Annotated in this window: 13 protein-coding genes; 5 read left to right on the top strand and 8 right to left on the bottom strand. The window is 65.7% G+C overall.

Annotated elements, in window-relative coordinates; all coding sequences use genetic code 11:
* The first annotated feature begins 49 nt into the window (after window positions 1-49).
* A complete protein-coding gene (locus ACSU04_RS11105) occupies window positions 50-1,333 on the top strand; it encodes an isochorismate synthase (protein ID WP_439289761.1) in 1,284 nt (427 codons plus the stop codon).
* Window positions 1,334-1,409: 76 nt separating this feature from the next.
* On the opposite strand, the gene ACSU04_RS11110 is transcribed toward ACSU04_RS11105, so the two are convergent.
* The 3 genes from ACSU04_RS11110 to ACSU04_RS11120 all read right to left on the bottom strand — a co-directional run bounded on the left by ACSU04_RS11110 (window position 1,410) and on the right by ACSU04_RS11120 (window position 4,373).
* Window positions 1,410-2,264 carry a PPK2 family polyphosphate kinase gene (locus tag ACSU04_RS11110; protein WP_439289535.1) on the bottom strand — a complete coding sequence of 285 codons (855 nt, stop codon included), beginning with the start codon at window positions 2,262-2,264 and terminating at the stop codon, window positions 1,410-1,412.
* A gap of 91 nt (window positions 2,265-2,355) precedes the next feature.
* Window positions 2,356-4,029, bottom strand: coding sequence for a 2-succinyl-5-enolpyruvyl-6-hydroxy-3-cyclohexene-1-carboxylic-acid synthase (menD, locus tag ACSU04_RS11115; RefSeq protein WP_439289536.1), 1,674 nt, complete (start codon window positions 4,027-4,029; stop codon window positions 2,356-2,358).
* Entirely contained in the window at window positions 4,026-4,373 is a 348-nt protein-coding gene (locus ACSU04_RS11120) for a PLD nuclease N-terminal domain-containing protein (RefSeq protein WP_439289537.1), read from the bottom strand. Before ACSU04_RS11120 ends, menD begins: the two co-directional genes overlap by 4 nt.
* 104 nt (window positions 4,374-4,477) lie before the next feature.
* Between ACSU04_RS11120 and ACSU04_RS11125 the strand changes: the two genes are divergently transcribed.
* A complete protein-coding gene (locus ACSU04_RS11125; RefSeq protein ID WP_439289538.1) occupies window positions 4,478-5,944 on the top strand; it encodes an alanine/glycine:cation symporter family protein in 1,467 nt (488 codons plus the stop codon).
* 13 nt (window positions 5,945-5,957) lie between these two features.
* On the opposite strand, the gene ACSU04_RS11130 is transcribed toward ACSU04_RS11125, so the two are convergent.
* Entirely contained in the window at window positions 5,958-7,208 is a 1,251-nt protein-coding gene (locus ACSU04_RS11130; RefSeq protein ID WP_439289539.1) for a glycosyltransferase, read from the bottom strand.
* Window positions 7,209-7,339: 131 nt separating this feature from the next.
* On the opposite strand from ACSU04_RS11130, the gene ACSU04_RS11135 reads away from it, so the two are divergent.
* The 3 genes from ACSU04_RS11135 to ACSU04_RS11145 are packed head-to-tail and all read left to right on the top strand — an operon-like array spanning window position 7,340 to window position 9,419.
* Entirely contained in the window at window positions 7,340-7,900 is a 561-nt protein-coding gene (locus ACSU04_RS11135; protein ID WP_439284836.1) for a TetR family transcriptional regulator, read from the top strand.
* On the top strand, window positions 7,897-8,652 hold the full coding sequence (locus ACSU04_RS11140) for an ABC transporter ATP-binding protein (protein ID WP_439284838.1): 756 nt from the start codon (window positions 7,897-7,899) through the stop codon (window positions 8,650-8,652). Before ACSU04_RS11135 ends, ACSU04_RS11140 begins: the two co-directional genes overlap by 4 nt.
* Entirely contained in the window at window positions 8,652-9,419 is a 768-nt protein-coding gene (locus tag ACSU04_RS11145) for an ABC transporter permease (protein WP_439284840.1), read from the top strand. Before ACSU04_RS11140 ends, ACSU04_RS11145 begins: the two co-directional genes overlap by 1 nt.
* Window positions 9,420-9,422: 3 nt before the next feature.
* On the opposite strand, the gene nhaA is transcribed toward ACSU04_RS11145, so the two are convergent.
* From nhaA to ACSU04_RS11165, 4 genes are all read right to left on the bottom strand, one after another.
* The gene (nhaA, locus tag ACSU04_RS11150; protein ID WP_439289541.1) at window positions 9,423-10,739 is read right to left on the bottom strand and encodes a Na+/H+ antiporter NhaA; all 1,317 of its coding nucleotides are present in this window, start codon (window positions 10,737-10,739) and stop codon (window positions 9,423-9,425) included.
* Window positions 10,740-10,834: 95 nt separating this feature from the next.
* A complete protein-coding gene (locus ACSU04_RS11155) occupies window positions 10,835-11,530 on the bottom strand; it encodes a potassium channel family protein (RefSeq protein WP_439284844.1) in 696 nt (231 codons plus the stop codon).
* A gap of 41 nt (window positions 11,531-11,571) precedes the next feature.
* On the bottom strand, window positions 11,572-12,939 hold the full coding sequence (locus tag ACSU04_RS11160) for a TrkH family potassium uptake protein (RefSeq protein WP_439289543.1): 1,368 nt from the start codon (window positions 12,937-12,939) through the stop codon (window positions 11,572-11,574).
* Between the two features lie 57 nt (window positions 12,940-12,996).
* A complete protein-coding gene (locus ACSU04_RS11165; RefSeq protein WP_439284850.1) occupies window positions 12,997-13,404 on the bottom strand; it encodes an arsenate reductase ArsC in 408 nt (135 codons plus the stop codon).
* Window positions 13,405-13,412 lie beyond the last annotated feature (8 nt).

Here is a 13,412-nt window from a genome sequence, read left to right on the forward strand (position 1 = left end):
AGCCACAAATGGCCACTCGCAAGGGGTGGAATAGGCTGGAGGGGTGAGCATGCGCCTGATCGTAGAGACCCGTGAGATCGATCCGGTCGACGATCTTCTCGCATATGCGCACCCCAGCGTTCCCCTCGCCTGGCTGCGCCGCGGCGACGGAATCGTCGCAATCGGCGACGGGATGCCCGTGTTCCTGCGCGTCCCCGCAGGAACAGGTGCGATGCGCAGCACGCTCATCGCAGAATCGTGGCGAAAGCTGACGGATGCCGCCGAGATCGACGACGCCGTGAATCTTCCCGGCACGGGCCTCGTCGGATTCGGAGCGCTGACGTTCGACGAGGATTCGGCCGCCGACAGCGTGCTGATCGTGCCGTCCGTCATCCTCGGCAAGCATCAGGGTCGCGGCTGGATCACCCGCATCGCGCCGGCCGGTCAAAATCTTCCCCAGGACCAACCGGATGCCACGATCGAACCCTGCGCGTACGGACCGCACTGGGCGGGCACGCTCGGCCCCGGCGCGCAGACTCCCGAGGGGTATCAGGCGTCAGTACGCCACGCACTCGACCGCATCGGTGCCGGCGAGATGAGCAAGGTCGTGTTGGCGCGTGACCTTGCCGGAACGATTCCGATCGGCTCCGACCTGCGCCGACTCGTGCGCGCACTGTCGACCGGCTACCCCGACACCTGGGCGTTCTCCGTCGACGGGCTGATCGGCGCGAGCCCGGAGACCCTCGTCACCGTGCAGAACGGCACCGTCACCGCTCGCGTGCTGGCCGGCACGATCGGCCGTGGCGCCGATGCCGATGAGGACGGGGAGGCCGCGGCACATCTCGCCTCGAGCACCAAGGATCTGGACGAGCACCAGTACGCCGTGCAGAGTCTGTTGACGTCGCTGCGCCCGCATGTGCGTGCCATGGCGTCGAGCGAGCAGCCGTTCCTGCTCAAGCTGCCGAACCTGTTCCACCTCGCCACTGATGTGGAGGGCGAGTTGTCCGACGGTGAGTCAGCACTGGACCTGGTGGGAGCGCTGCATCCCACCGCTGCGGTGGCGGGGACGCCGACGGACATCGCGGTCGCCGCGATCCGCGAGCTCGAGCCGTTCGACCGGGGGCGCTACGCCGGACCGGTCGGCTGGATCGACGGCAACGGCAACGGCGAATGGGCGATCGCGCTGCGCTGCGCGCAGTTCGAAACCGGGCCGGTGCGTCGATTCGCCGAGTACTCCGACACGATCGCCGTCACCGCCTACGCCGGCGCAGGCATCGTCGCGGCGAGCGACCCGGAGACCGAGCTGCTCGAGACCCGGGTCAAGTTCCGCCCGGTGGTCGACGCGCTGGCATGAGTTGGTGCGCGGGCGGACCTGGCAGTGCGGCCCCTCCCGCGCGCAGGCCGAGCGCATGAACGCGCAGCGCTGAGCCTCAGCTCGCCGCGAGCCGCTTCTTCTCGGCCTCGACGTCGTAGTCGGCGGTCGGCCACTGCGGATCGATCTCCTGCATCGCAGCAAGCAGCAGTTCCTGCACGGCAAGGCGCGCGTACCACTTGCTGTTCGCGGGCACCACGTGCCACGGCGCGACCTCGGTCGAGGTCCGTTCGAAGACCGCCTGGTAGGCATCCATGTACTTCGGCCAGAGCATCCGATCGTCAACGTCGCCCGGGTTGTACTTCCAATGCTTGTCTGGACGCTCCAGGCGCTCCATCAGCCGGGCTTTCTGCTCCTCCGGCGAGATGTGCAGCATGACCTTGATGATGCGAACTCCGGATGCCGCAACCTGAGCTTCGAAGTCGTTGATCGCGCCGTACCGCCGCTCGATCTCCTCGTCCGGTGCCAGCGCGCGCACCTTTCCGACCAGGACGTCCTCGTAGTGCGAGCGGTCGAAGACGCCGATGAAGCCGGGCTCGGGCAGCCGCTTCTCAATGCGCCAGAGGAAGTCGTGCTCGCGTTCCTCGGCCGTCGGCGCTTTGAACGCCGCCAGCGTGATCCCCTGCGGATCCACGCCGCCGACCACGTGCCTGACGATGCCGCCCTTGCCCGCAGAATCCATCGCCTGCAGCACGAGCAGCACGGAATCCTTCGCCACTCCCGCGCGACTGGCCGCGAACAGTCGCTCCTGCAACTCGCTGAGCGCCGCGATTCCGACGGCGAGATCCTTGGCGCCGGACTTCTTGTCGCCCAGATAGCCCGGATGCGAGTCAGGATCCACGTCGGAAAGCAGGAACCCCTCCCCGACTCGTAGGACCTCAGATGCTTCGCTCGTCCAGCCTCGTGCGCTCATGCGTACATCCTCCCGCGAGACTTCACCAATGTCCCGAAAATCACCCGAAACCGTGACACAGCTGAAGTCTCGCGGGCGGGCGGGGTGAAACTCAGCGCGCTAGCGGGACCTCGAGAAGCTGGCGGCCGGAGGCCGGAGTGGTGAGCGCCTGGTCTAGCGCGGAGCGCGTCGTGATGCGCTGATAGTCCCAGCCGTAGGCGAGCGCGAGATGCTCGAGACGGGTCGTGTGCGGCGTGTAAAAGACGCGATCGAGATCTTCTTTCGGCGCTGACGAAGCCACCTCGAGCGAATCGAAGATGGTGCCGCCGCCGTCATTTCCGACGATCACCTGGATGCGCGGCTCCTGCTCGTCCGGCGGCAGCAGCAGCGCGCCGACGTCATGCAGAAGCGCGAGATCGCCGAGCAGCACCCGCGTCACCCCCGCAGCACCGGAAGCCTGGCTCGCGAGCGCGATGCCCATCGCCGTCGAGATCGTGCCGTCGATGCCGGCGAGTCCGCGGTTCGCATGCACCGGCACCTTCTTGCCGCTGAGCACCGCGTCGGCGACGCGAACGATGCGGGATGAGCCAAACATGAGCCGATCGTGCGGCCACGTCGCCCGCCACACGGCGTCGGCGAGCATCTCCCGATCGATCGGTCGGCGCACGGCCTCGAGTTCCGCACGCACGGCGTCACGCCTGGTGGCGAAGTCCGTGGAGTTCAGGCCGTCCTGGTCAGGCGCATCCTCACTCAGATCGATGACGGATGCTGCGGATGCCTGCATCCACGCCCCCATCCAGGCACGGTCGGCGTCGCCCCGGCCGACAGCGACGGATGCCGCAGCGATCGTGCGCCCGTTCAAGTTCAGTGCTTCTCCGCCCGCGCGCACGGCGATGACCTCGACATCATCGCGCCTCAGTAGCGCCGTCACCTCACGGCTGAGGGTCGGGTGGCCGAGCACGACGGCGCGTTCGATCTGGCCACCGAGCGCGTCATCTCGCAACAGTGCGCGATAACCGTGCACAACGTGACGGCCGAAACGGGCACCGCTGACGATCTCGGCGATGAGCGGCCACGACCCTGCGTGCGAGACTTCTTCCGCCGCCGGCCCGGCATCCGCTCCGGCGATCACAACGGTGCGCGGGCCGCGTTCGAGCACGAGCGGCTCACCGGCATCCGGGGTCAGCGCTGCTCCGGGCGTGGCCGTGTATCCGTCCGGCAGCGCGCCGGACAACGGCTCGCGCGATGGCAGATTCACATGCACGGGCCCGGCGATACCGGCCAGCGCAGAAGCATCAGAAGCATCCTCCCCCATCGCCGCAGCGACCGCCCGCTCAGCAAGCCCTTCCCATGAGCCATCACCCGGCACCGGTGCATCCACGGCGAAACGTACCCACGGGTGAAAGAGTCCGGGCTGCACGGTCGCCTGATTCGCGCCGATACCGCGCAGCTCGGGTGGCCGATCGGCGGTGAGCAGCAACAACGGCACACCGGAGTGGAAAGCCTCCATCGCCGCAGGCAGCAGATTCGCGGCGGCGGTGCCCGAGGTGCAGATCACCGCAGTCGGCACACGGGTCTCGCGAGAGAGGCCGAGGGCGGTGAATCCGGCGACGCGCTCATCGATGCGCACGTGCACGTGCAGTACGCCTTCACGGGCGAGATGCGTGGCGGCGAGCGCCAGAGCCTGTGACCTCGACCCCGGCGAGATCACCACGTCTCGGATGCCGTGCTCCACGAGCTCCGCGAGGAGGGTGGTTGCAGCATCCGATGCCGGCGATGCCGTCATGGACGTGCGTCCGGTGCGGGGCCGTCCGTCTCGTCATCCAAGCGTGCGAGTTCTTCTTCGAGACGGGCGATGCGCTCGTCCTGCTCGGACTTGCCGAGGGTGCGCAGGAACTCGGGATCATCGTCGGGTGCGACCAGGTGCATGCCCTCTTGGTCACTGCGGCGCTTGCGTCCGAGAGCGAACCAGAGGATGCCGCCGAGCACCGGCATGAGAACAACGATCGCGATCCAGGCCCCCTTGGGCACACCACGGTGCCGCGCCGCCGGCTGCACTGCGCAGTCGACGATGCTGAAGACCCAGAAGAGGAGGGCCAGGAAGCCGCCTACGATCAGTACTCTCGCCACAGCCCCAGTCTAGGCGGGTTAGCTGAACGTGGATCGCCCACCCCAGCTCTGCCATAAGCTCCGAAGGGTAGCGCGAAAACGCCACCCTTCGACATACTGTGCCAATGGATGCTGTGAACGAGTGGCTGCTGACCTGGGGCGACAACCTGTGGACGTGGATCGTCCTGCCGATCGTCGTCCTCCTTGGCTTGTACTTCACGGTGCGCTCCGGCGTCGTGCAGTTCCGGATGATTCCGGAGATGTTCCGAACGCTGCGAGACAGCACGCCACGCACTGAGACCGGCGAGCCGCAGTCGGTCTCCGCGTTTCAAGCGTTCACGATCTCCGCAGCATCCCGCGTCGGCGTCGGCAATATCGCGGGCGTCGGCACCGCGATCGCCATCGGCGGGCCGGGCGCGATCTTCTGGATGTGGCTGATGGCCTTCATCGGCGGTGCGGCCTCGTTCATCGAGTCCTCGCTCGCGCAGCTATACAAGACACGCGACAAGGACGGATTCCGCGGAGGCCCTGCCTACTACATGCAGCGCGGGCTCGGCGCGCGATGGATGGGCATCCTCTTCGCGATCATCCTCATCATCTGCTTCCCGATCGCATTCAGCTCACTGCAGGCGAACACCATCCAGGCCACCATCTCCGGAAGCCTCGGCGACGAGGCTGCGGGGTGGCTCCCGTTGGTAACCGGCCTCGCACTTGCCGTGCTCATGGCGCTCGTCATCTTCGGAGGTGTCCGTCGCATCGCGTCGGTTACGCAGACTCTCGTTCCGCTGATGGCACTGCTCTACCTGCTCCTCGGGCTCGTGATCGTCGCCATCAACATCGAGCGTCTCCCCGAGGTCTTCTCGCAGATCTTCACCCAGGCGTTCGGACCCAACGAGGTCGTCGGCGCAACCCTCGGCTACATCATCCTCACCGGCGTCAAGCGCGGCATGTTCTCGAACGAGGCCGGTCTCGGCTCCGCTCCGAACGCGGGCGCGAGCGCCGCGGTCACGCATCCGGTCAAGCAAGGACTCGTACAGACGCTGGGCGTCTACTTCGACACGTTCCTCATCTGCTCGATCACCGCGTTCATCATTCTCGTGTCAGTTCCCGATCTCGCGAACGCAGAGCGAGGGATCGGCCTGACACAGGGTGCTGTCGTCAGCGCGCTCGGCAGCTGGTCGAACATCCTGCTCATCGTGATCATCTTCTTGCTCGCGTTCAGCTCGATCCTGGGCAACTATTACTACGGGCAGTCCAACATCGAATTCATCACGTCGAAGCCGGGCGTCCTTCTCGGTTACCGCATCTTCGCGATCGCGGCCGTCTTCGCGGGAGCCCTCGTGTCTGCGGATGTCGTCTGGAACTTCGCCGACGGGGCGATGGGGTTCATGGCGATCGTGAACCTGGTGGCGATCGCCTTGCTCTCCGGCGTCGCCTTCAAGCTCCTCAAGGACTACACGCAGCAGCGCCGCGCCGGACTCGATCCGGTGTTCACCCAGGCCAGGCTCCCCGGAGTGCGCGGCATCGAAGTGTGGGAGGACGAACTCTCCGTGACCGGCCCGATCCAGCTCCCCAAACAGCGCCGCCGCTGAGCGGAGCGGGCGGTCAACCGCCACCGTGGATACGCTCGAGGGCGCGGACGGCCGTTGCCGTGCCATCCTCGGCGTCGATCTGCTCGGCCAGCATCGCCGCCTTCGCGGCATACGCAGGAGTGTGGAGAAGGTCGTCGATGCGCTGCGCAAGCGTGTCGACTCCGATCTTCTTCAGCGGGAGGGGGCGGGGGCCGGCGCCGAGCTCGTGGATGCGCGAGCCCCAGAAGGGCTGATCGCCGAGAATCGGACAGATGAGCGTGGGACGGCCGGCCCTGAGCCCTGCCGCGGTAGTACCGGATCCTCCGTGGTGGACGACGGCACTCACGCGAGGAAAGAGCCATTGGTGCGGGGCATCGTCGATCACGTGTACATCATCCGCTGAGGATGCGAGGAGCCCGCCCCACCCGGTCGCGACGATCGCACGCGCGCCAACCTGGCGGATCGCATCCAGCACGATCTGTCCTCGCGCCTGCGCCTTGGCACCGAATCCCATGCTCCCGAACCCGACATAGACGACCGGACCGTCCGCGCTGAGGAAGGTCTCGAGCTCAGGAGGAGCCGCCCAATCGGTGTGACCTACTCCTCGAAACCAGTACCCGGTGATGTGAGCGGAATCCGGGAAGTCGGTCGGGCGCGGAACCACATGGCGGCTGATCGGATAGAGCACCGGGACACGTTCCCCGTTCCGGTGCAGGTAATCGCTGGTTCGGCTGACGCGACGCAAGCCGAGGTGCTCTGATCGGAATCGGTTGATCATCCCGCCGTACGCGATGGCCGTGAATCGGTTGAACTGATAGCTGAACCGATTCGCGGAGCGAGGGAGGCTGCGAGCGATGAACGGGATCGGGAAGTCACCGGTGGGTGTCAGGAACGGCAACGGGAGCGACGCGACGAACGGGATACCCAGACGTTCCGCGATGTGGAAGCCTGCCAACGCCTTCGGGTGCGACACGATGAGCGTCGGCTCGACGCGCTGCGCCGCCTGCCACTGCTCCTGCAGTGACTCCCGCATCGCCTGCGTCATGCGCCGAGCCATGCGGATGGCATCACCGGGTCCGCTCGCGGAGGTCATGCCAGCGCGAACAATCTCGTGCATCTCGGTTCCCGCTGGCTCGAATCCGACCCCGAGCGCTTCGACGTCTTTCCGATAGGGTTCCGGCGCACACAGAACCGCGACGTGACCTTCGCGCCGAAGCCGCTCGGCAAGAGCGGCGTATGGGTCGATATCGCCTCGCGTGCCGAATGTGGCAATGAGCACTCGCATGAGAACCTCCGGGGTCGACGTGAACGTCGCCGACCAGACTTCCCGGCACTCCTCGCGACACGTTACTCGCGTCGGGGTGATCAGGAAAGACCACTTGTGCAAGCCAAGTGTTAGTCACTAACATTTTGTGCATGTCAGGAAGATCTGCCCGTACCGCGGAACGATTGCAGGAATGCGCCCTGCAGCTTTTCACGCAGCGCGGTTTCGATGACGTGACGGTCGACGAGATCGCGCGTGCCGCAGGAGTGTCGCACATGACGTTCTTCCGACACTTCCGTACAAAAGAAGCGGTGCTGCTGGATGACCCTTATGACCCCGCGATCGGCGCGGCAGTAGTCGCGCAGGACGTCAGGCTGCCGCCGCTGGAGAGAGCGCGGCGCGGTGTGATGACAGCATGGGACTCCGTGCCGGAGGCGGCATCGACTGATATCCGGACGAGGATAGCGATCGTGGCGGGGCATTCTGGCCTTCGAGCCAGAGCGTGGCAGAACACGCAACGCACTGAAGAGGTCATCGTTGACGCTTTGACACGTGGTGGCACCTCCCGAGAGGAGGCTGTCGTCGCCGCCGGGGCGTGCCTGGGCGCACTTATGGCCGCGCTTCTGGAATGGGGACGTTCACCGAACGACGCCCCGCTGAGCGACCGGATCCAGTCAGCTCTGGTGATGCTCGGGCAGCCGGTCAGCGAATGAATGCCACAGCGGATGCCGTCTTGGATGCGCAGGACGTGAGCAAGTCGTTCGGTGATGACCGTGCGCTCGACGGCGTGAGCCTGCAGGTGTACGCAGGGAGAATCCATGCGCTCGTCGGGCTGAACGGGGCAGGCAAGACGACCTTGATGCGCACGATGCTGGGGATGATCCGGGCGGATGCCGGACGAGTGTCGATTCGGACGGGCGTCGATGCGGTCCCACTCGAACACGTCTCCGCGTCGACGTGGCGCCACGTCGGATATCTGGTCGACTCGCCATTCGGATATCCGGAGCTGACGGCGGCCGAGACGATCGTCGCCGCCGCACGCTTGCGAGGCATGTCTGCGGCGAGCGCGAGGAGCGCGGCGCAGCGGATGATCGATCGGCTCGCCCTGCGTCAGTGGGCCGACCGACGTGCGCGCCAGTTGTCGATGGGCAATCTGCAGAGGCTGGGGCTGGCCAGTGCACTGGTGCATGATCCACGCCTCGTGATTCTGGACGAGCCGGCCAACGGACTCGATCCGGCCGGTGTTCGTCTGATCCGGGATGTCCTGCGCGCGAGCGCGGCATCCGGCGCGGCCATCCTCCTCTCCAGTCACCACCTCGACGAGATGGCCCGCCTCGCCGACGAGATCACCGTGATGCATCGCGGACGGATCGTCGGCACGCTTCCCCCTGAAGGGGTTGACATCGAGCGGCAGTTCTTCGACATGATCCTGCTCGCGGACCAGGACGACGGCGGTGCATCCTGATGAACGCCGCTCTCCACTTGGAGTTCCTCAAGTTCCTACGCGCGACGCCGGTGCGGGCGGCAACCGTCGTCATGGTCATCCTGGTGCCCGCCCTCAGTGCGGCCTTTCTCGCCTTGGCCCGTGCAGACAGCAATGGCACGCTCGCGCTCAAGATCGCACCTCTCCTGCAAGACGACGGATGGGGTGGCCTGACGGGGTTTTCGGCGCAGATCTTCTCGGTCGGCGGCCTTCTTGCCATCGGGGTGGTGGTCTCGTGGGTATTCGGACGCGAGTTCACAGAGAAGGCGTTCGGTTCACTGTTCGCGACGGCGGTTCCCCGAGAGAGCATCGCGGCGGCCAAGCTGGTGATCTTGCTGGCGTGGGGCACGCTGGTTTCCGTCGCCACTGCTCTGGCGACCCTTCTCGCCGGTCTGATCATCGGCCTCGGCGCACCGGAATCGCACGCATGGGGCGCTGTCGGACGAATCATCGTCGTCGGCATCCTCACCACTGCACTATGCCTACCTCTAGCGGTGGTCGCAAGCGCAGCACGCGGCTATCTGGCCGCGATCTCCGCGCTGCTCGCCATCGTCGTGATCACTCAGGTGACAGTCGCGCTGGGCGCAGGAGCGTGGTTTCCGTACGCCGCCACCGGGCTATGGGCTGGTCTCGGGGGTGCGGTGCTCTCTGCCGAAGTGGAAGCCCCGCAGCTGCTGCTCGCTGTGCCCATCGGAATGGTCGCTGCCTTCGGAACCTGGCTGTGGTGGCGTCGTGCGTTCGTGCAATAGTGATCAGCGCTCGACGCGCTCGTCGTCGTTCGCGCGCGCCAACTGCCGATAGTGACGATTGCGGATGCCGAGCACGATCGATGCGAGGATCGCCGCGACGACGGAGGCAGTGAGGATCGCCACCTTCGCGTGATCGTGGTGGTCGCTACCGCTGGCGAAGCTGAGTTCGGCGACCAGGAGCGACACGGTGAATCCGATGCCGGCGAGCAGACCCACGCCCGCGAGGTCGATCCAGCGCAGTGACGGGTCGAGGTTGACCCGTCGTATTCGCGTCACGAGCCACGTCGCGAGAGTGATCCCGATCGGCTTGCCGACAACAAGCCCGAGCATGATCCCGATCACCACCGGATCGTTGAAAGCGGAGACAAATCCCTCCACGCCACCGATCGCCACCCCCGCGGAGAAGAAGGCGAACACCGGTACTGCCACCCCGGCCGAGATCGGCCGGAATCGGTGTTCGAAGACCTCCGCGAGGCCCGGTCCCGCATCCGCGTCCGCGTCACGAGCGGCCTTCTTGTGCAAGACCGGGATGGTAAATCCGAGGAGCACACCGGCGATGGTCGCGTGGATGCCGGATGCATGCAGCAGCGCCCACGCGGTGACACCGATCGGCAGCAGCACGAGCCACGCCGCTCCAGAACGCAGGTGGAAGAACTCCCTGCCCAGTTGGGCGATCACACCGTACAAGGCGATGGCCAACAACGAGAACACGAGCGGGACGAGATTGATCGTTTCGGTGTAGAAGATCGCGATGATGCCGATCGCGATCAGATCGTCGACCACCGCCAGGGTGAGCAGGAAGATGCGCAGTGCGCTGGGCAGGTGCGAGCCGATGATAGCGAGCACCGCAACCGCGAACGCGATGTCGGTGGCGGTCGGAATCGCCCATCCCTCGGTCGCACCACCGGCCCCTGCCACAATCGTGAAGTAGACCACCGCGGGCACAATGACACCTCCGACGGCGGCGACGATCGGCACGATCGCCGTGCTGGGCTTTCGAAGGTCCCCAGCGACGAACTCCCTCTTGAGCTCGAGCCCGACGAGGAAGAAGAAGATGGCGAGCAGTCCGTCGGCAGCCCACGCACCGAGCGACAAGCGGAGGTGCCACGGCTCGTAGCCGATCTCGAAGTCGCGCAGTGCGAAATACGAATCCGCCCACGGCGAGTTCGCCCAGACGATCGCGATCGCGGCGAGCGCGACGAGAAGGATGCCGCCGACGGTCTCCTTGCGGAGGATCTCGCCCACGCGCAGCGATTCCGCACTCGAAGAAGAGGGGAAAAGGCTACGGACACGAGCGATGCGGGAGGGTTTGGGCGACATGAGCGCCTTTCGGGTCGACGATAGTGACGTCGACCAGGCTTCCCGACACTCCACTATCCATCGTAGTAGTCAACGCGGCGCCACGCGCCTCCCCGTCAACGCAATTGCGCGAACTTCTCCACGCTCGTCGTCGGCCCGACGACGAGAACCGTGTCGCCCTCGTGGAGGACAGTATCGGCCTGCGCGTTTCGCCAGTCGCCAATCGCCGGGCGATAGGCGGCGATCGTGACTCCGTGGTCGCTGCGCACCGCGCCATCCGCCAACGTGATTCCATGCAGATACTGCGGAGCCACTGTCTTGACGATCGCGTACCCCTTGTCGATCTCCAGATAGTCGGCCGCAGCTCCTCGCACGAGGTGCGCAACGCGACGCCCCATGTCCTTATCGGGGTAGATCACCCTGTGCACCCCGAGCTGTTCCAGCACCGCGCCGTGCCGCTCGTCCACAGCCTTCGCCCAGATCACCGGAACCTTGAGCTTCAAAAGCAATGAGGCGGTAAGGATGGATGCCGTGATGTCGCTGCCGATGGCCACGACGACCCGATCGAACTCGCCAACAGCGAGCTGCTCCAGGACATCAAGTCGGGTCGAATCGGCGCGAACGACCTGGGTGAGCTCGCCGTTCAACGACTGCACGATGCCCTCATCCTCGTCGATGCCGAGCACCTCGGTTCCGGAAGCCATCAGCTCGAGAGCGAGAGCCGTGCCGAACCGGCCCAGTCCGATGACGGCGACCGAGTCGGCCTCGGCGATCCGTTTGGTGTCCTGACCGAAGGAGAGGAATTTTCCCATCGGGTGTCCTTTCACTGGTTGTGGGGGTGCTCGGCGTCCGGTCAGCCGATGGCGGGGCGTTCTTTCGGGAGTTCGTATGCCGTCGGTCGTTCTCTCAGCGCGAGGGCAGACCCGAGGGTGAGTGGTCCGAGACGGCCGAGGAACATGAGCAGGATGAGGATGATGTGCGCAGCCGGCGGCAGACTTGCGGTGATACCCGTCGACAGGCCGACGGTTCCGAAGGCCGACACCACCTCGAACAGCACCCGGTCGAGATCGAGGTCGGTCATGGCGAGGATCGCGATGACGGCCGTCATGATCGCCCCGAGCGCGATGATCACCACGGTGATCGCCTCGCGGTGAACAGCGCGTGAGAGCCGCTTGCCGAAGATGTTCACCGCGGTGCCTCCGCGCAGTTCGGTCCACATGATGAAGAACAGCACCGCGAAGGTTGTGAGCTTGATTCCTCCGGCGGTGCCGGCTGGGCCGCCCCCGATAAACATCAAGACATCGGTGCCCAGCCAGGTCTCGTCATGCATCAGCGAGACATCGACGGAGTTGAATCCGGCGGTGCGCGACTGGACCGAGTGGACGAATCCCGCGAGGAGGCGCGTTCCCAGGGGAAGCTCACCCAGCGTGCCCGGGTTGTCCCACTCGATGAAAAGGACGAATGCAGTACCGACCAACAGCAGCACCGCTGTCGCAGCCAACACGATTCGCGTGTTCATCGACCAGTGCAGCGGGCGCCGGAATTCCCGGCGCAACTGGCGCAGAACCGGGAACCCGAGGCCGCCCAGGATTATCGCACCGCAGATCGGCAGGCAGATCCAGGGGTCAGAGACAAAGCCCATCAGGCTGTCGCTGTAGAGCGCGAAACCGGCATTGTTGAAGGCGGATACGGCATGGAACACCGCATGCCATGCGGCGCGCCCGACGTCATACCCGTACTCCGTGGCGAATCTCGCGAAGAGCAGAAGCGCCACCACCGCCTCGATCACGAACGTCGTGATCACGATGCCGGCGGCAACCCTCTTCATGTCGCCGGCGCCGGGGGTCTTCGTCTCTGTGCTGGCGATCACCCGGGCCTTCACGCTGAACTTGCGCGCGAGAACGAGTCCCACCAGCGCGGCAAAGAGCATGATGCCGAGGCCGCCCAGCTGGATGAGCACCAAGATCACGATCTTGCCGAAGGGGCTCCAGTACACGGGAGTGTCAACGACCACCAACCCGGTGACACACACTGCGGATGTCGAGGTGAACAGCGCATCGACGAACCCCGTCCAGGTGCCGTCGGCGGACGAGAGCGGCAGCATCAGCAGCGCCGTGCCCACCAGAATCGCCGCCCCGAACCCCGACACGATCGCCTGCGCGGGCGCCATGGCACGGCGCTTGGTGAGCCGACCACGTGCGGTGGTGCTGTGTGAAGTCACGAAGAAGCACACTACTCCTCAGCGCGCGGTTTTCGCGCGCTGAGGAGGCCCGAACCGTTAGACGAGTTCGGACACCAACTGTGCGATGCGCGCGCGGATGTCGTCGCGGATCGGACGCACCGAATCAATGCCCTGACCGGCCGGGTCATCGAGCTTCCAGTCCTCGTAGCGCTTGCCGGGGAAGAACGGGCAGGCGTCGCCGCAGCCCATCGTGATCACGACATCGGATGCCTGGACAGCCTCGGTCGTCAGAATCTTGGGCTGCTCGCTGGTGATGTCGATGCCGAGCTCTGCCATCGCGTCCACCGCGATGGGGTTGATCTGGTCGGCAGGCATCGATCCGGCGGAGCGGACTTCGATGCGGTCTCCGGCGATGTCGCGGAGAAATCCGGCGGCCATCTGGGAGCGGCCGGCGTTGTGGACGCACACGAAGAGGACGGAGGGCTTGGTGGTGGTGTCAGTCATAGTGGCTC

Origin of the sequence: Microbacterium sp. A84 (assembly GCF_051842815.1) — a bacterium.
GTDB lineage: Bacteria > Actinomycetota > Actinomycetes > Actinomycetales > Microbacteriaceae > Microbacterium.

Excerpts from the sequence above, each read along its gene's own strand:
- ACSU04_RS11145 (WP_439284840.1), top strand. The coding sequence starts at position 8,652 with ATGAACGCCGCTCTCCACTTGGAGTTCCTCAAGTTCCTACGCGCGACG.
- ACSU04_RS11110 (WP_439289535.1), bottom strand. The coding sequence starts at position 2,264 with ATGAGCGCACGAGGCTGGACGAGCGAAGCATCTGAGGTCCTACGAGTC.
- nhaA (WP_439289541.1), bottom strand. The coding sequence starts at position 10,739 with ATGTCGCCCAAACCCTCCCGCATCGCTCGTGTCCGTAGCCTTTTCCCC.
- ACSU04_RS11105 (WP_439289761.1), top strand. The coding sequence starts at position 50 with ATGCGCCTGATCGTAGAGACCCGTGAGATCGATCCGGTCGACGATCTT.
- ACSU04_RS11140 (WP_439284838.1), top strand. The coding sequence starts at position 7,897 with ATGAATGCCACAGCGGATGCCGTCTTGGATGCGCAGGACGTGAGCAAG.
- ACSU04_RS11130 (WP_439289539.1), bottom strand. The coding sequence starts at position 7,208 with ATGCGAGTGCTCATTGCCACATTCGGCACGCGAGGCGATATCGACCCA.
- ACSU04_RS11135 (WP_439284836.1), top strand. The coding sequence starts at position 7,340 with ATGTCAGGAAGATCTGCCCGTACCGCGGAACGATTGCAGGAATGCGCC.
- ACSU04_RS11125 (WP_439289538.1), top strand. The coding sequence starts at position 4,478 with ATGGATGCTGTGAACGAGTGGCTGCTGACCTGGGGCGACAACCTGTGG.
- menD (WP_439289536.1), bottom strand. The coding sequence starts at position 4,029 with ATGACGGCATCGCCGGCATCGGATGCTGCAACCACCCTCCTCGCGGAG.
- ACSU04_RS11165 (WP_439284850.1), bottom strand. The coding sequence starts at position 13,404 with ATGACTGACACCACCACCAAGCCCTCCGTCCTCTTCGTGTGCGTCCAC.
- ACSU04_RS11155 (WP_439284844.1), bottom strand. The coding sequence starts at position 11,530 with ATGGGAAAATTCCTCTCCTTCGGTCAGGACACCAAACGGATCGCCGAG.